Origin of the sequence: Pseudomonas sp. A-RE-22, from assembly GCF_019956035.1 — a bacterium.
GTDB classification, from domain to species: Bacteria; Pseudomonadota; Gammaproteobacteria; order Pseudomonadales; family Pseudomonadaceae; genus Aquipseudomonas; species Aquipseudomonas brassicacearum.
Genome location: NZ_JAHBCZ010000002.1, coordinates 122,038 through 137,595, shown reverse-complemented (window position 1 = coordinate 137,595; position 15,558 = coordinate 122,038). Strand labels below are relative to the sequence as shown.

Sequence of the window (15,558 nt, the reverse complement as noted above, 5' to 3'; positions counted from 1 at the left end):
ATTAACTACCCTCTGAAGCAAGCTCCGCTACTGGCGCGCGCTTCGCATGATATTCACCGGCCTAACTTACTACATTACCTACGACTCTGGCAGGCGCCGTCTGTAACCCTTTGTGAAACACTTTCTACACAATATTCGCTAATGCTCACGGGACGAAATACGAAAAACCTATCGCCCCGGTCGAAAAACCTCTTATTCCTCACTGCGACCACGGAAACCACGGCCCAGCAGGTACTGCTCACGGGAGCGATCACGCGATGATTTCGGCTTGCGCGTCGTGACCTTCTCGAACTGCTTGCGCACGCTTTTGTGGTATTCGTCGAAGCCTTCACCCTGGAAGACCTTGATCAAAAAATCACCACCTGGCTTCAACACCCGAGTCGCAAGATCCAGTGCCAACTCGCACAGGAACATCGATCGCGGCATATCAACAGATGCCAATCCACTCATATTGGGGGCCATATCGGAAATCACAAGGTCCACCTCGTTTTTTCCAACCGCCTCAAGGATCTGCGCCAGTACGGCGTCCTCGGTAAAGTCGCCCTGAATGAAGGTCACATCCGGAATGCTGTCCATTTCCAGGATATCGGAAGCTATCAGCGTGCCTTGCCCACCAATCAGACGACTGGTCACTTGGGACCAGCCACCCGGGGCGGCGCCCAAGTCGATCACGCTCATGCCTGGACGGATCAAACGGTCTCTTTCCTGAATCTCCAGCAGCTTGTAGCTGGCACGGGAACGATACCCGTCTTTTTGCGCCATTTTCACGAATGGGTCGTTGAAATGCTCTTGCAGCCATTTAAGACTTGTCTTGGAACGGGCCACGGGCCACCTCAAAAATAAAACGGGTCGTGATTAAGTGGGCGGTCCCGGACTTGCTCGGGTAAACTGGCCGCCGCTTTTTACAAGATCAGACGCAGGGGTCAGATTATGCCGCTCACTCAAGAGCAGAAGAAACAATACAAATCCATTGGCCACCATCTGAAACCGGTTTTGACTGTGGCTGACAACGGTTTGACTGAAGGTGTACTCGCCGAACTGGAACGCGCCTTGAGCGATCACGAACTGATCAAGATCAAGCTCAACATCCTCGACCGCGAAGCCCGCCTGGCTGCCGTTGCCGAACTGTGCAAGACCGGCAAGGCAGACCTGGTACAGGTCATCGGCAAGATGGCGCTGATTTATCGCAAGAATTTCAGCGTCAACAAGCAACTGTCGAACGTTCACCGCTTCAAGTGATGTCAAAGGGTCAAGGGTGTGCCTCGCACACCCTGCCGCTCCACCCGGGAACCGGTTGCAACACCAGCACCAATCCGGAAAAACCCAGCACCAGGTAACTGAATGCCTGCCACTGGCTCGCATCCGGCCAGCCGAGACGCACCGCGAAGAACATCCCGCACGCGTACAACGACATGAGCAACAATTGCCCACGAATGTCGCGCCATAGACTGGCAAGGCCCTCGGCCTGAACCAGCACCAAAGCCTGAAACATTACGCACGCCGCGGAAAAACCCACCAGCAGCGCCGTCAGCATGCCTGCGATTTCATCGATGAGCAGCGGTGCCAGGCCGACTCGACCCAGCACCGGCAGCAAACCGATGTGCAACAACCAGACGCCGCCCACCCACAACATCTGGGTGAGCTGCCAGATCATGGCGCCCGCTCGCAGCGGGCGCCTTCGTTCAGATGTGACGGACTTCGACAATCTCATACTCGATGACACCACCTGGCGTCTTCACCACCACCACATCGCCCTCTTCCTTGGCAATCAAGGCGCGAGCGATGGGCGAACCAACGGAGATCTTGCCGAGCTTGATGTCTGCCTCGTCCTCACCAACGATCTGGTAAGTGACGCTTTCATCGGTCTCGACGTTGGCGATTTCCACGGTAGTGCCAAAGATCACCTTGCCAGTGTGCGGGATCGTCGTGACATCGATGATCACAGCATTCTGCATGCGACCTTCGATATCACGGACACGCGCCTCGACCATCCCCTGCTCCTCTCGGGCAGCGTGGTATTCGGCGTTCTCCTTGAGATCGCCCAGCTCACGCGCTTCACCAATAGCCTGGCTCAAGCGCGGGCGCTCGACCTTGGTCAGGAAAGCGTGTTCTTCTTCCAGAGCCTTCGCGCCCTGAACTGTCATCGGGTACTTGGTTATGCTCATGCCTTCAATCCTGCATGTAGATCCTGCAAGCGACGCACGGTCTTCTCGGGACCGAACTTGAGCGCTTCGCAGATCGCTTCGCCCGCAGCAATGGTCGTGGTGCAGTAGATCTTGTGCTGCAGCGCATTGCGACGAATGGAGTAGGAATCGGCGATCGACTGACGACCTTCGGTGGTGTTGATGATCAGCGTGACTTCGTCATTCTTGATCATGTCGACCACGTGCGGACGCCCCTCGGTCACCTTGTTCACGCGGCGCACTTTCAGGCCTGCCGCTTCGATCAGCCTGGCAGTACCGGCAGTGGCGACCACTTCGAAGCCCAAGTTGATCAGATCACGGGCTACGCCTGCAACCAGTGGCTTGTCGTCATCACGCACGCTGATGAACGCCGTGCCGCCAGTCGGCAGCACTTCGCTGGCGCCCATCTGGGCCTTGGCGAAGGCTTCACCGAAGGTATCGCCCACACCCATCACTTCACCGGTGGACTTCATCTCAGGACCGAGGATCGGGTCGACGCCAGGGAACTTGGCGAACGGGAACACCGCCTCTTTCACGCTGTAGAAGTTCGGAATGATTTCCTTGGTGAAATTCAGTTCCTTCAGGGTTTTGCCAGCCATGACCCGGGCAGCGATCATCGCCAGGGAAACACCGATGCACTTGGAGACGAACGGCACCGTCCGGGAAGCGCGCGGATTGACTTCGATGACGTAGATGTCTTCGCCCTGCAGGGCCAGTTGCACGTTCATCAGGCCGATAACGCCCAGTTCCAGGGCCATTTTCTTGACCTGCTCGCGCATCTCGTCCTGGATGTGCGCCGGCAGCGAGTAAGGCGGCAGCGAGCAAGCGGAGTCACCGGAGTGAACGCCCGCTTGTTCGATGTGCTGCATGATCGCGCCAATCACCACGTCCTTGCCGTCGCTGACCGCATCCACGTCCATTTCGATGGCGCAGTTGAGGAAGTGATCCAGCAGCACCGGGCTGTCGTTGGAGACCTGGACCGCTTCACGCAGGTAGCGCTTGAGCTCGTCTTCTTGATAGACGATTTCCATCGCACGGCCGCCCAGTACATAGGACGGACGCACCACCAGCGGATAACCGATCTTGGCGGCGGCACGAATCGCTTCGTCTTCGCTGCGCACGGTGGCGTTTGGCGGCTGGCGCAGGTTCAGGCGCTCGACCATCTGCTGGAAACGCTCACGGTCTTCGGCGCGGTCGATCGCATCCGGGCTGGTGCCGATGATCGGCACGCCAGCGGCTTCAAGGGCGCGCGCCAGTTTCAGCGGAGTCTGGCCGCCGTACTGGACAATCACGCCTTTCGGCTTCTCGACGCGGACAATTTCCAGCACGTCTTCCAGGGTCACTGGCTCGAAGTACAGGCGATCGGAGGTGTCGTAGTCGGTGGACACGGTTTCCGGGTTGCAGTTGACCATAATGGTCTCGTAACCGTCGTCGCGCAGGGCCAGTGCCGCGTGTACGCAGCAGTAGTCGAACTCGATGCCCTGGCCGATCCGGTTAGGACCGCCACCCAGGATCATGATCTTGTCGCGCGTCGATGGCGCGGCTTCGCACTCTTCTTCGTACGTGGAGTACAGGTAGGCGGTATCGGTGGCGAACTCGGCCGCGCAGGTGTCGACGCGCTTGTAGACCGGGAACACTTCCAACTTGTGGCGATGCGCACGCAGGCTCTTCTCGGTCACACCCAGCAACTTGGCCAGGCGCATATCGGAGAAGCCTTTGCGCTTGAGGCGGAACATCATGTCGCGGTCGATGCTGGACATGCCCAGGGTCTTGACCTTCTCTTCTTCCTTGATCAGATCTTCGATCTGCACCAGGAACCAAGGGTCGATCATGTTCATGCCGAAGATCTGCTCGACGGTCATGCCGGCACGGAAGGCGTCGGCCACGTACCAGATACGCTCGGCGCCCGGCACGGTCAGCTCGCGCTTGAGCACGCTCATGCTTTCCGGGTCGGCCAGGTCCAGCTTCGGATCGAGACCGCAGACGCCCACTTCCAGGCCGCGAAGGGCTTTCTGCAAGGACTCCTGGAAGGTCCGGCCGATGGCCATGACTTCACCGACCGACTTCATTTGGGTGGTCAGGCGGGCGTCAGCCTTGGCGAACTTCTCGAAGGCAAAGCGTGGCAGCTTGGTGACGACGTAGTCGATGGACGGTTCGAAGGACGCCGGGGTCTTGCCGCCGGTGATGTCGTTCGACAGCTCGTCCAGGGTGTAGCCCACGGCCAGCTTGGCAGCGACCTTGGCAATCGGGAAACCAGTGGCCTTGGAAGCCAGGGCCGACGAACGGGATACCCGCGGGTTCATCTCGATGACCACCATGCGACCGGTGTTCGGGCAGATGCCGAACTGGACGTTGGAGCCGCCGGTTTCCACGCCGATCTCGCGCAGTACCGCCAGGGAGGCGTTACGCAGGATCTGGTATTCCTTGTCGGTCAGGGTCTGGGCTGGTGCGACGGTGATCGAGTCACCGGTGTGCACGCCCATCGGGTCGAAGTTCTCGATGGAGCAGACGATGATGCAGTTGTCCTTTTTGTCGCGGACAACTTCCATTTCATATTCTTTCCAGCCGATCAGGGATTCGTCGATCAGCAGTTCCTTGGTCGGCGACAAGTCGAGACCACGGGCGCAGATTTCTTCGAATTCTTCACGGTTGTAGGCGATGCCGCCACCGGTGCCGCCCATGGTGAAGGACGGACGGATGATGCAGGGGAAGCCAAGGCGTTCCAGGACGGCGTTGGCCTCTTCCATGCTGTGGGCGATGCCCGAGCGTGGGCAGTCCAGGCCGATGGATTTCATCGCCTTGTCGAAGCGCGAACGATCTTCGGCCTTGTCGATGGTGTCGGCGTTGGCGCCGATCATTTCCACACCGAACTTCTCCAGGACGCCTTCGCGCTCCAGGTCCAGGGCGCAGTTCAGCGCGGTCTGGCCACCCATGGTCGGCAGCAGCGCGTCCGGGCGTTCCTTCTCGATGATCTTGGCAACGGTCTGCCACTTGATCGGCTCGATGTAGGTGGCGTCAGCCATGGCCGGGTCGGTCATGATGGTGGCCGGGTTGGAGTTCACCAGAATGACGCGGTAGCCCTCTTCGCGCAGGGCTTTACAGGCCTGGGCGCCGGAGTAGTCGAATTCGCAGGCCTGGCCGATCACGATCGGGCCAGCGCCGAGAATCAGGATGCTTTTTATGTCTGTACGTTTTGGCATGGGTTTGTCACTCAAATCCGCAGGTCAGTCGGCTAGGCCGTCGAACAATCTTTGTAGCGCCCGAAGGGGCCGCCGTATTCGGGGCCGCCTTCGGGCTTCACGCAGTCAGCGTCGCTTGGCCATCTCATTGATGAAGCGATCGAACAGCGGCGCCACATCGTTCGGGCCCGGGCTGGCTTCAGGGTGGCCCTGGAAGCTGAACGCGCTCTTGTCGGTACGCTCGATACCTTGCAGCGTGCCGTCGAACAGCGACTTGTGAATCGCGCGCACGTTGACCGGCAGGGTGGCTTCGTCCACCGCGAAACCGTGGTTCTGGCTGGTGATCATCACCACGCCGGTATCCAGGTCCTGCACGGGGTGGTTGGCACCGTGGTGGCCGTGACCCATCTTCAAGGTCTTGGCGCCCGAAGCGAGGGCCAGCAACTGGTGACCGAGGCAGATACCGAATACCGGGATCTCGGTTTCCAGCACGTCCTTGATCGCCTGGATCGCGTAGTCGCAAGGCTCCGGGTCACCCGGGCCGTTGGACAGGAACACGCCATCGGGCTTGAGGGCCAGGACGTCGGCGGCCGGGGTTTGGGCCGGCACCACGGTGACGCGGCAACCACGCTCGACCAGCATGCGCAGGATGTTCAGCTTGACGCCGTAGTCGTAGGCCACCACGTGGTAAGGCAGCTCGGAAGCCTCGATCGTCGCGTGACTGTCGGTCTTCAGGTCCCAGACCGTGGAGCGCCATTCGTACTGCTTCTTGGTGCTGACGACTTTCGCCAGGTCCATGCCCTTGAGGCCAGGGAAGCCCTGGGCAGCGGCGATGGCGGCTTCTTCGGAAATGTTGTCGCCGGCCATGATGCAGCCGTTTTGTGCGCCTTTTTCCCGAAGGATGCGGGTCAGGCGACGGGTGTCGATACCGGCAATCGCCACAACGTTGTTGGCTTTCAGGTAATCGGACAGGGACATCGTGTTACGCCAGTTGCTCGCCACCAGCGGCAAGTCACGGATGACCAGGCCGGCGGACCAGACACGATCAGACTCGGCGTCTTCCGGCGTGGTGCCGGTGTTGCCGATGTGCGGGTAAGTCAGGGTAACGATTTGTTGGGCGTAGGAAGGATCGGTAAGAATTTCCTGATAGCCGGTCATTGCGGTGTTAAACACCACCTCACCAACGGTCTGACCGTCGGCTCCAATGGCTTCGCCGCGAAAAATGCTGCCATCAGCAAGGGCGAGTATGGCTGGCTTAGTCAAGAAGACCTCCCGTAAATAAAGCCTGAAAGGGCGATCGCAGGTTGTAAAAAAGCGGAGTGACGTATGGACACGTCACCCCGCTTGTTCACTGAATTATTCTGCGCGCTTTTAGTGGACACACTAAAGCTGTAGCTTACAGAAAAAGGCATTTTTGGTCCACCGCTAATGAGCCTTAAAGGCAGGGGAATGCGACAGGCCGTCGCGAAGCGGTGTAAAACGGGGCTCAGTATAACCTGAACCCCGCACTTAAGGGCATCAACGCAGGTCGAGAACGTCCTGCATGTCGTACAAACCAGGCTCGCGGCCATCCAGCCACAGCGCGGCACGTACAGCACCCTTGGCGAAAGTCATCCGGCTCGACGCCTTGTGGGTGATCTCCAGGCGCTCACCCTCAGTGGCGAACAGCACGGTGTGGTCGCCCACCACATCACCGCCGCGCACAGTGGCGAAACCGATGGTGCTGCGCTCACGCGCGCCGGTGTGCCCCTGGCGCCCATACACGGCCACTTCCTGCAGATCGCGACCCAGCGCATCGGCAATCACCTCACCCATGCGCAAGGCCGTTCCCGAAGGCGCGTCGATCTTGTGCCGGTGATGCGCCTCGATGATTTCGATATCCGCATCGTCACCCAAGACCCGGGCAGCCATGTCCAGCAGCTTCAGCGACAGGTTCACGCCCACGCTGAAGTTCGCGGCGAACACGATCGGAATGTCCTTGCCCGCATCGGCCAGCAATTGCTTTTGCGCAGCGTCCAGCCCCGTCGTACCGATCACCATGGCCTTGCCGTGCTTGCGGCAGATCGCGAGGTTTTTCAGCATCACTTCCGGCAGGGTGAAATCGATCAGCACATCGAACTCGTCGAGCACTTTCTCCAGGCCGCCGGACATCGGCACGCCGATACGCCCCAACGAGGCCAACTCGCCCGCATCGGCGCCTACCAGCGTACTGTCGGGCCGAACGATGGCCGCCGTCAGGCCGGAAAGCGGCGAGCGTTGCTGCACCGCCTCGACCAGCGCCTTGCCCATGCGCCCCGCAGCGCCCATCACAGCTATACGTCGCATGCGAACTCCTTACAGGTCGCCGAAGAAGCGCTTCACGCCTTCGAACCAACCAGTGGTTTTCGGGGAGTGGCTGTTGTCATCCGCCAACGAGTTGCGGAATTCTTCCAACAGCTCACGCTGACGCCGACCCAGATTGACCGGAGTCTCCACCGCCACACGGCACATCAGGTCGCCCGCACCGCCGCCACGCACTGGCGCGACGCCTTTGCCACGAATCCGGAACTGCTTGCCGGTCTGCGTGCCCTCGGGGATTTTCAGCTTGACGCGACCGTCGAGGGTCGGGATCTCAAGCTCACCACCCAAGGCCGCATCGACGAAGCTGATCGGCACTTCGCAGAACAGGTGCTTGCCGTCGCGCTGGAAAATCGCATGCTCGCGCACGTTGATGACCACATACAGGTCACCAGTCGGGCCGCCCTGGGCACCCGCCTCGCCTTCGCCGGACAGGCGAATGCGGTCACCGGTGTCGACACCGGCCGGCACTTTGACCGACAGCGTCTTGTACTCTTCGACACGCCCTTCACCGTGGCAGGAGTCGCACGGATCGGAAATGATCTTGCCTTGGCCATGGCAACGCGGGCAGGTCTGCTGCACCGAGAAGAAGCCCTGCTGCATGCGGACCTGGCCGATGCCGCCGCAGGTTGGGCACGTAACGGGCGAGGAGCCCTTCTTGGCACCCGAGCCATCGCACGGCTTGCAATTGACCAGCGTTGGAACGCGGATATTGACGGTAGTACCGCGCACCGCCTCTTCCAGGTTCAACTCCAGCGTGTAGCGCAAATCGCTGCCACGCTGGGCGCCGCCACGGGCACCGCCGCGACCGCCACCGAAGAAATCGCTGAACACATCACCGAAAATATCGGAAAAGTTCTGACCGCCGAAACCGGCACCGCCGCCACCCATGCTTGGGTCGACGCCGGCATGACCGTACTGGTCGTAAGCCGCGCGCTTGCTCGAATCGGACAGTACTTCGTAGGCCTCGTTGGCCTCCTTGAACATCTCTTCCGACGCTTTATCGCCGGGGTTACGGTCCGGGTGGTGCTTCATCGCCAGGCGACGATAGGCCTTTTTCAGGTCTGCCTCGCTGGCCCCCCGCTCGACACCCAATACTTCGTAAAAGTCACGCTTTGCCATTAGTCTTTGCACTCTTATAGGACGTCCGGCAAACCTCTCCTGAACCTTGCCAAACTCGTTGAGCCCCAATACAGGCCCGGACCCAACTCACGTCAATTCATCAACGATCCTGGTCTTTAAATATTTCAGCCAGGGCCCCGGCCAAAACGCAGTGCCCATCGCCGGAAAGCAGGAGCATTCCCGAACGCACCGCCAGCATCCGAGCGTTGTCGCATGCTGTAAAAATTCATTGGCTCCAGACACGCCAACGCGGGAGCAAGCTCCCGCGCGGCGACATCCTACCAGCCACCGCACAAATGCAGTCAACCGGCCGACCAACAAGCGATTACTTGTGGTCTTTCACTTCTTCGAACTCGGCGTCAACGACGTCGTCGGCTTTCTCGGCCGATTCGCCCTGCGCAGCCGCGCCTTCTGCAGGCTGAGCCTGTTCGGCGTACATCTTCTGAGCCACTGGCGCGGAGACCTTGGACAGCTCTTCGATCTTCGCTTCGATGGCGGCCTTGTCGTCGCCTTTGACGGCAGCTTCCAGGGCAACCACGGCCGCTTCGATGGCAGCTTTCTCTTCCGCGGTCACTTTTTCGCCAGCATCAGCGATCATTTTGCGAGTCGAGTGCACCAAGGCATCGCCCTGGTTGCGAGCGCTGGCCAGCTCTTCGAACTTGCGGTCTTCCTCGGCGTTGACTTCAGCATCGCGAACCATCTGCTGAATTTCTTCCTCGGACAGACCGGAGTTGGCCTTGATCACGATCGACTGGGTCTTGCCAGTGGCCTTGTCTTTCGCGCCGACGTGCAGGATGCCGTTGGCGTCGATGTCGAAGGTCACTTCGATTTGTGGCACGCCACGTGGTGCTGGTGGAATCTCGGCCAGGTCGAACTTGCCCAGGGACTTGTTCTGTGCGGCTTGCTTACGCTCACCTTGCAGTACGTGAATGGTCACTGCGCCCTGGTTGTCATCGGCAGTCGAGAACACTTGCGATTTCTTGGTAGGAATCGTGGTGTTTTTCTCGATCAGCGCGGTCATTACGCCGCCCATGGTTTCGATACCCAGCGTCAGCGGGCTGACGTCGAGCAGCAGAACGTCTTTCACGTCACCAGCCAACACCGCGCCCTGGATAGCAGCACCCATGGCAACAGCTTCGTCAGGGTTGACGTCTTTACGTGCCTCTTTACCGAAGAAATCGGTGACCAGCTTCTGAACCAGTGGCATACGAGTCTGACCGCCAACCAGGATCACGTCGTTGATCGAACCAACGTCGATACCGGCGTCTTTCATGGCGATGCGGCAAGGTTCGATGGTGCGCTGAACCAGGTCTTCCACCAGCGCTTCGAGCTTGGCGCGGGAGATTTTTACGTTCAGGTGCTTAGGACCTGTGGCATCTGCAGTGATGTACGGCAGGTTCACGTCGGTCGACTGGCTCGAGGACAGTTCGATCTTGGCTTTTTCAGCGGCTTCTTTCAGGCGCTGCATGGCCAGCGGGTCACCCTTGAGGTTCATGCCGCTTTCTTTCTTGAACTCGTCGACGAGGTAGTCGATCAGGCGGATGTCGAAGTCTTCACCACCGAGGAACGTGTCACCGTTGGTTGCCAGCACTTCGAACTGGTGCTCGCCGTCGACTTCAGCGATCTCGATCACGGAGACGTCGAAGGTACCGCCACCCAGGTCGTAAACGATCACGGTGTGATCGCCCTTGGCCTTGTCCATACCGTAGGCCAGAGCGGCCGCAGTCGGTTCGTTGATGATACGTTTTACGTCCAGGCCCGCGATGCGGCCGGCATCTTTGGTCGCCTGGCGCTGGCTGTCGTTGAAATAGGCAGGAACAGTAATGACCGCCTCAGTCACCGCTTCGCCGAGGTAATCTTCGGCGGTTTTCTTCATTTTCTTGAGGATTTCAGCCGAGATCTGTGGCGGCGCCATTTTCTGGCCGTTCACTTCAACCCAGGCGTCGCCGTTGTCAGCCTTGGCGATTTTGTAAGGAACCATCTTGATGTCTTTCTGGACGACTTCTTCGTCGAACTTGCGACCGATCAGACGCTTCACCGCGTACAGGGTGTTATGCGGATTGGTCACTGCCTGACGCTTGGCCGACTGGCCAACCAGAATCTCGCCATCATTGGCGTAAGCGATGATCGACGGCGTGGTACGCGCGCCTTCAGCGTTTTCGATGACTTTGGCCTTGCCGTTTTCCAGCACGGAGACGCACGAGTTGGTCGTCCCCAGGTCGATACCGATAATCTTGCCCATGTTAACTCTCCCGGAACTTGGATTTTGTTGCCGCAGCAGTGGTGGCTAACTGCGGTAGCACTTAAACGCTTGACATATAGATGGGGCCGCTACGACCGATTTCAAGCCTGCTCATCAATAGAAGGCGAAACCGGCGCTGGCGTCTTGCTGACCACGACCATGGCCGGGCGCAGCAGGCGACCATTGAGCAGATAGCCCTTCTGGAAAACCTTCAGCACACTGTTTGGCTCGACGTCGGCACTTTCCTGCATCGCCATGGCCTGGTGGTGCTCGGCGTTGAAGGGTTCGCCATGCGGATCAAGGGTTTCGAGCTGATAACGCTTGAGGGTGTCCTGGAACATCTTCAGGGTCAGCTCGATGCCTTCACGCATCGGACGGATGTTTTCGTCATCCGGGTTGGACAGCTCCAGGCCACGCTCCAGGCTGTCGATGATCGGCAGCAGGTCGCCGGCGAAACGCTCCAAGGCGAATTTATGAGCCTTCTCTACATCTTGCTCGGCGCGACGGCGGACATTCTGCAGGTCGGCTGCTACACGCAACGCCTGATCCTGCGCACCGGCCAGTTGCTCCTCGAGCACTTGTACACGTGCCGCCAGGTCTTCACCGGAATCCTGGGAAGCCTGATTGGCGTCTAGATTTTGCGTGTCCTGCGTCTGTTCGTCAGCCATAGATTTCTCCTCTCAACTTCGTCCGCGAGCTCAACTCGCGCTTCTGCCCCGGTATATGGGGTCGGGTTTTGCAGCTTCAAGGGCCATCTGACGAATTAACCTTACAAAAAGCAGCTGCATAACCATTCCCCGCAGCGCTAAGAAAATCATTTGTCCAAGCAAATCGAGCTAAGCGTGGGCATTGTCAGGCCAAAACAAAACACTGTATAAATAACCAGACCTAAAGCCTGGGAGCGGCCTTATGCTGGTGCACCTGTCCGTACACAACTACGCCATCGTCGAACACCTCGACCTCGAACTTGATCGAGGCATGAGCGTGATCACCGGTGAAACCGGCGCAGGCAAGTCGATCATGCTCGATGCCCTGGGCCTGACGCTGGGCGACCGCGCCGACAGTGGCGTGGTGCGCCCCGGAGCGGACAAGGCCGACATCCTGGCGACATTCGACCTGGTCGACATCCCCGAGGCCAGCGCCTGGCTGGCCGAACGCGACCTGGACACCGACGGTTTGTGCATCCTGCGCCGAGTCATCACCGCTGAAGGCCGCTCCCGAGGCTACATCAACGGCACGCCCTGCCCCTTGGGCGACCTCAAGGCCCTCGGCGAGCTGCTGATCGACATTCACAGCCAGCATGAACACCAATCCCTGCTCAAGACCGACACCCATCGCCGCTTGCTGGATGAATACGCTGGCGCCACCGATCTGGCCCGACAGGTCCAACTGGCGGCCCAACGCTGGCGTCAGACCCGCCAGGAACTGGATCGACTCTCCAATTCCGGCGACGAACAGCGTGCCCGTCACCAGTTATTGAGCTACCAGCTCGAAGAGCTGGAGAACCTGGCCCTGGGTGAAAATGAACTGGAAGAGCTGGAGCAGGAACACAAGAACCTGACCAACGCCGAAACCCTGCTGGGCATTTGCCGGCAAGTGGTCGAACAATGCAGCGAGAGCGATTCAGGCAATGTGCTCAATGCACTGACAGCGAGCTTGAACCGACTCTCCAGCGTGAACAATTCGGTGGGCGCCCTGAACGAAGCGACCAACCTGCTGACGAGTGCGCAGATCCAGGTCGAAGAAGCCGTAGGGGAGCTGAATCGGTTCCTCGATCATTTCGATGCCGACCCGGCCCGCCTGCAGTACCTGGAAGAGCGCCTGGACACTATCTATACACTGGCGCGCAAGCATCGCATCCAGCCGACCGATGTTGCCGAACTTCAGCAGCGCCTGCTGGAAGAACTGGAAACCCTGAACGCCAACGATGAGTCCATCGAGCGCCTGGGGGACGAACTGGCTTCTTACGCCCGTCATTACCAGGAAAAGGCCAAGGAGCTCAGCGGACTGCGGCAGCACGCCGCAACAGGGCTGGCCAGCGCCGTGGAACAGGAAATCCAGCGCCTGGGCATGCCGGGCGGACGCTTCACCATCGAATTGCGCCCCAACGCTGGCGACGAGCTCCAGCCCAATGGCCTGGAGCAAGTGGAACTGCTGGTCAGCGCCAACCCCGGGCAACCGCTCAAGGCCCTGGCCAAAGTCGCGTCCGGCGGCGAGCTGTCACGAATCAGCCTGGCCATCCAGGTCATCACCGCGCAGACCTCTCGCGTGCCAACGCTGGTATTCGACGAAGTTGACGTGGGCATCGGTGGCCCAACCGCGGAAATTGTCGGCCAGTTGCTGCGCCGGCTGGGGGAACGCGGCCAGGTGCTGACGGTGACTCACCTACCCCAGGTCGCCGCCCAGGGACACCAGCATCTATTTGTGCACAAGGTACGCGGCGAGGATGCCACTCGCACCGCCGTGTCCAAACTCAACAAAAACGAGCGTGTGGAAGAAGTGGCGCGAATGCTCGGGGGCATCGACCTCACCAAGGAATCCCTGGCCCACGCGAAAAAAATGGTCGTTACCGCGAAAATCTGAGAACGGCAGACAGCACGAAGGCGACCCTGGGGTCGCCTTCGTTCGTTTCACGAACCGTAATAGTCCGCGCGACATGCTTACTTTTTCTTGCGTACGTACAGCACGAGATTGTGATCAACCATCTCGAAGCCATACTTGTCGACGATTGCTTTCTGCAGCCGCTCGATTTCTTCGTCGAAGAATTCGATCACTTCGCTCGTCTCGACGTTGACCATATGGTCGTGATGCTTGCCGTCGTCCAGTTCGAAGACCGCATGGCCTCCGTCGAAGTTGTGCCGCACCACCAAGCCAGCTGCCTCGAACTGGGTCAGAACACGGTAAACCGTGGCCAGACCGACGTCCTCACCAGCCTCCATAAGCGCCTTATAGACATCTTCAGCACTCATGTGGCGTTGCTCGGCGGAATCGAGCATTTGTAGAATCTTGACCCGTGGCAGGGTCACTTTGAGGCCGGCTTTGCGTAGTTCGCTATTTTCAACCATGGTCAGCTTTCTCGCGATGCTGCTTCGCAGCTTCTCTTAATGCGGGTATGATCGGCGTTTACGTTGTCCCAGCCAAGATAGTGGAAGTCGCCCACCGATGCAAAACACCAAGCTCTTGCTAACCAGTTTCACCTTTGTGGGACTGCTCGCACTCGCCGGTTGTTCATTCCCCGGGGTTTACAAAATCGACATCCAGCAGGGCAATGTCGTCACGCAGGACATGATAGACCAGTTGCGCCCGGGAATGACCCGCCGGCAAGTACGGTTTATCATGGGTAACCCCCTGCTGACCGACACGTTCCATGCCGATCGCTGGGATTACCTGTACAGCTTGCAGCCAGGCGGCGGTGAGCGCCAGCAGGAACGCATCAGCGTTATCTTTAGCCCCAACGACCAACTCGTCAGCCTGTCGGGCGATTTCATGCCTGGCGTGAGCCGTGACGAGGCCATCTTGGGCAAGGACAGCGACAACACCGTTACTGACCCGACCCAGAAGGCCGAACAGCCGAAACCGGAAAAACCGGCCAAGCCTGGTTCGTTGCTGGACCAGATCCAGAAGGACGTGGACAAAGTCGAGACCGTACCCGTCCCGACACCAGAGCCCCTGGACACCTCGCCGCAATAAATTGCGGCATAAAAAAACCCGGCATGCCGGGTTTTTTATTGCCTGCCATTCAAGCCAGGTTATTGCTCCGATTGGCGTGCCTGGGCAGCCTTCGCCGCGCGCAAGCGACGAATTTCCTTCGGATCGGCCAACAACGGGCGATAGATCTCCAGTCGATCGGCCGCCTGCACCACCTGATGCTCTGGATCGGCAACCAGCTTGCCAAAAATCCCCACCGGGCAAGTCGCCAGATCCAGCTCCGGAAACACATCGGCAATGCCCGATGCCGCCAGTGCGGCGCGAACACTCGCGCCCTCTTGCACCACGCAGGTGCGCAAGACCTGACGCTCCGCCGAGGCGTACACCACTTCTATCTCAATCAACGCTTGAACTCTGCATTCTGCTTGGCCCGTTGGCAGAACGCATCGACCAGGGTATTGGCGGCCTGATTGAACAGCGGCCCCAACGTCGCCCGCACCAGAGGACCGGCGTAGTCGAACGATAGGTCCAGGCTGATCTTGCAGGCCTTTTCACCCAGCGGCTTGAACACCCAGACACCGTGGAGCTGGTTGAAAGGCCCTTCTTCCAGATTCATCTCGATGGACTGCCCCGGCACCAGCGTATTGCGCGTGACGAAGCGCTGGCTCAAGCCGCTCTTGGCAATGTGGAGGCTGGCGCGCATATGGGTTTCAGAGCTCTCCAGCACCTCGGCCGACGAGCACCACGGCAAGAACTGCGGGTAGCTCGCCACATCGTTGACCAGGTCATACAGCGCCTGCGCCGGGTAGGGCAGCAAGGCCGAGCGTTGAATATGTGTCGTCATGTA

Annotated in this window: 15 protein-coding genes; 3 read left to right on the top strand and 12 right to left on the bottom strand. The window is 59.4% G+C overall.

All coding sequences use genetic code 11. The annotated features are described in order from the left end of the window. Nucleotides 1-192 precede the first annotated feature (192 nt). Nucleotides 193-825, bottom strand: a complete 633-nt coding sequence (gene rlmE / locus KGA89_RS01485; protein ID WP_003177853.1) for a 23S rRNA (uridine(2552)-2'-O)-methyltransferase RlmE — start codon at nucleotides 823-825, stop codon at nucleotides 193-195. Nucleotides 826-930: 105 nt separating this feature from the next. On the opposite strand from rlmE, the gene KGA89_RS01480 reads away from it, so the two are divergent. After that, nucleotides 931-1,239: a YhbY family RNA-binding protein gene (locus KGA89_RS01480; RefSeq protein WP_003197704.1), complete on the top strand. Its 309-nt coding sequence runs from the start codon at nucleotides 931-933 to the stop codon at nucleotides 1,237-1,239. A gap of 10 nt (nucleotides 1,240-1,249) precedes the next feature. Here KGA89_RS01480 and KGA89_RS01475 read toward each other — a convergent pair whose 3' ends face one another. The 8 genes from KGA89_RS01475 to grpE all read right to left on the bottom strand — a co-directional run bounded on the left by KGA89_RS01475 (nucleotide 1,250) and on the right by grpE (nucleotide 11,731). Continuing rightward, the gene (locus KGA89_RS01475) at nucleotides 1,250-1,654 is read right to left on the bottom strand and encodes a hypothetical protein (protein ID WP_028237551.1); all 405 of its coding nucleotides are present in this window, start codon (nucleotides 1,652-1,654) and stop codon (nucleotides 1,250-1,252) included. A 28-nt stretch (nucleotides 1,655-1,682) separates the two neighbouring features. After that, entirely contained in the window at nucleotides 1,683-2,159 is a 477-nt protein-coding gene (gene greA / locus KGA89_RS01470; protein ID WP_027911987.1) for a transcription elongation factor GreA, read from the bottom strand. Nucleotides 2,160-2,161: 2 nt separating this feature from the next. After that, nucleotides 2,162-5,383 carry a carbamoyl-phosphate synthase large subunit gene (gene carB / locus KGA89_RS01465; protein WP_003197699.1) on the bottom strand — a complete coding sequence of 1,074 codons (3,222 nt, stop codon included), beginning with the start codon at nucleotides 5,381-5,383 and terminating at the stop codon, nucleotides 2,162-2,164. A 105-nt stretch (nucleotides 5,384-5,488) separates the two neighbouring features. After that, entirely contained in the window at nucleotides 5,489-6,625 is a 1,137-nt protein-coding gene (gene carA / locus KGA89_RS01460; RefSeq protein WP_223470327.1) for a glutamine-hydrolyzing carbamoyl-phosphate synthase small subunit, read from the bottom strand. A gap of 255 nt (nucleotides 6,626-6,880) precedes the next feature. After that, nucleotides 6,881-7,687 carry a 4-hydroxy-tetrahydrodipicolinate reductase gene (gene dapB, locus KGA89_RS01455; RefSeq protein ID WP_003197696.1) on the bottom strand — a complete coding sequence of 269 codons (807 nt, stop codon included), beginning with the start codon at nucleotides 7,685-7,687 and terminating at the stop codon, nucleotides 6,881-6,883. A gap of 9 nt (nucleotides 7,688-7,696) precedes the next feature. Beyond that, nucleotides 7,697-8,821: a molecular chaperone DnaJ gene (gene dnaJ, locus KGA89_RS01450; RefSeq protein ID WP_003197693.1), complete on the bottom strand. Its 1,125-nt coding sequence runs from the start codon at nucleotides 8,819-8,821 to the stop codon at nucleotides 7,697-7,699. A 325-nt stretch (nucleotides 8,822-9,146) separates the two neighbouring features. After that, nucleotides 9,147-11,063 (bottom strand): molecular chaperone DnaK, encoded by a 1,917-nt coding sequence (dnaK, locus tag KGA89_RS01445; RefSeq protein WP_003197691.1) that lies wholly within the window; start codon nucleotides 11,061-11,063, stop codon nucleotides 9,147-9,149. A gap of 101 nt (nucleotides 11,064-11,164) precedes the next feature. Then, nucleotides 11,165-11,731 carry a nucleotide exchange factor GrpE gene (grpE, locus tag KGA89_RS01440; RefSeq protein ID WP_013692249.1) on the bottom strand — a complete coding sequence of 189 codons (567 nt, stop codon included), beginning with the start codon at nucleotides 11,729-11,731 and terminating at the stop codon, nucleotides 11,165-11,167. A 241-nt stretch (nucleotides 11,732-11,972) separates the two neighbouring features. Between grpE and recN the strand changes: the two genes are divergently transcribed. Beyond that, nucleotides 11,973-13,646 (top strand): DNA repair protein RecN, encoded by a 1,674-nt coding sequence (gene recN, locus KGA89_RS01435; protein ID WP_100264278.1) that lies wholly within the window; start codon nucleotides 11,973-11,975, stop codon nucleotides 13,644-13,646. A gap of 77 nt (nucleotides 13,647-13,723) precedes the next feature. On the opposite strand, the gene fur is transcribed toward recN, so the two are convergent. Continuing rightward, on the bottom strand, nucleotides 13,724-14,128 hold the full coding sequence (gene fur, locus KGA89_RS01430) for a ferric iron uptake transcriptional regulator (RefSeq protein WP_003197684.1): 405 nt from the start codon (nucleotides 14,126-14,128) through the stop codon (nucleotides 13,724-13,726). Between the two features lie 97 nt (nucleotides 14,129-14,225). Here fur and KGA89_RS01425 point away from each other — a divergent pair, with 97 nt between their 5' ends. Next, nucleotides 14,226-14,753 (top strand): outer membrane protein assembly factor BamE, encoded by a 528-nt coding sequence (locus KGA89_RS01425; RefSeq protein WP_072341055.1) that lies wholly within the window; start codon nucleotides 14,226-14,228, stop codon nucleotides 14,751-14,753. Between the two features lie 59 nt (nucleotides 14,754-14,812). Here the strand turns inward: KGA89_RS01425 and KGA89_RS01420 are convergent, their stop codons facing one another. Both KGA89_RS01420 and KGA89_RS01415 read right to left on the bottom strand, forming a co-directional pair. Continuing rightward, nucleotides 14,813-15,115, bottom strand: a complete 303-nt coding sequence (locus KGA89_RS01420) for an RnfH family protein (protein WP_100264279.1) — start codon at nucleotides 15,113-15,115, stop codon at nucleotides 14,813-14,815. Next, the gene (locus KGA89_RS01415; RefSeq protein WP_223470326.1) at nucleotides 15,112-15,555 is read right to left on the bottom strand and encodes a type II toxin-antitoxin system RatA family toxin; all 444 of its coding nucleotides are present in this window, start codon (nucleotides 15,553-15,555) and stop codon (nucleotides 15,112-15,114) included. Before KGA89_RS01415 ends, KGA89_RS01420 begins: the two co-directional genes overlap by 4 nt. Nucleotides 15,556-15,558: the final 3 nt, after the last annotated feature.

Bases quoted from the DNA above. Each gene is read 5' to 3' on its own strand.
- dnaK (WP_003197691.1), bottom strand. From the start codon at position 11,063: ATGGGCAAGATTATCGGTATCGACCTGGGGACGACCAACTCGTGCGTC.
- dnaJ (WP_003197693.1), bottom strand. From the start codon at position 8,821: ATGGCAAAGCGTGACTTTTACGAAGTATTGGGTGTCGAGCGGGGGGCC.
- KGA89_RS01480 (WP_003197704.1), top strand. From the start codon at position 931: ATGCCGCTCACTCAAGAGCAGAAGAAACAATACAAATCCATTGGCCAC.
- KGA89_RS01425 (WP_072341055.1), top strand. From the start codon at position 14,226: ATGCAAAACACCAAGCTCTTGCTAACCAGTTTCACCTTTGTGGGACTG.
- grpE (WP_013692249.1), bottom strand. From the start codon at position 11,731: ATGGCTGACGAACAGACGCAGGACACGCAAAATCTAGACGCCAATCAG.
- carB (WP_003197699.1), bottom strand. From the start codon at position 5,383: ATGCCAAAACGTACAGACATAAAAAGCATCCTGATTCTCGGCGCTGGC.
- fur (WP_003197684.1), bottom strand. From the start codon at position 14,128: ATGGTTGAAAATAGCGAACTACGCAAAGCCGGCCTCAAAGTGACCCTG.
- dapB (WP_003197696.1), bottom strand. From the start codon at position 7,687: ATGCGACGTATAGCTGTGATGGGCGCTGCGGGGCGCATGGGCAAGGCG.
- recN (WP_100264278.1), top strand. From the start codon at position 11,973: ATGCTGGTGCACCTGTCCGTACACAACTACGCCATCGTCGAACACCTC.
- KGA89_RS01415 (WP_223470326.1), bottom strand. From the start codon at position 15,555: ATGACGACACATATTCAACGCTCGGCCTTGCTGCCCTACCCGGCGCAG.
- KGA89_RS01475 (WP_028237551.1), bottom strand. From the start codon at position 1,654: ATGATCTGGCAGCTCACCCAGATGTTGTGGGTGGGCGGCGTCTGGTTG.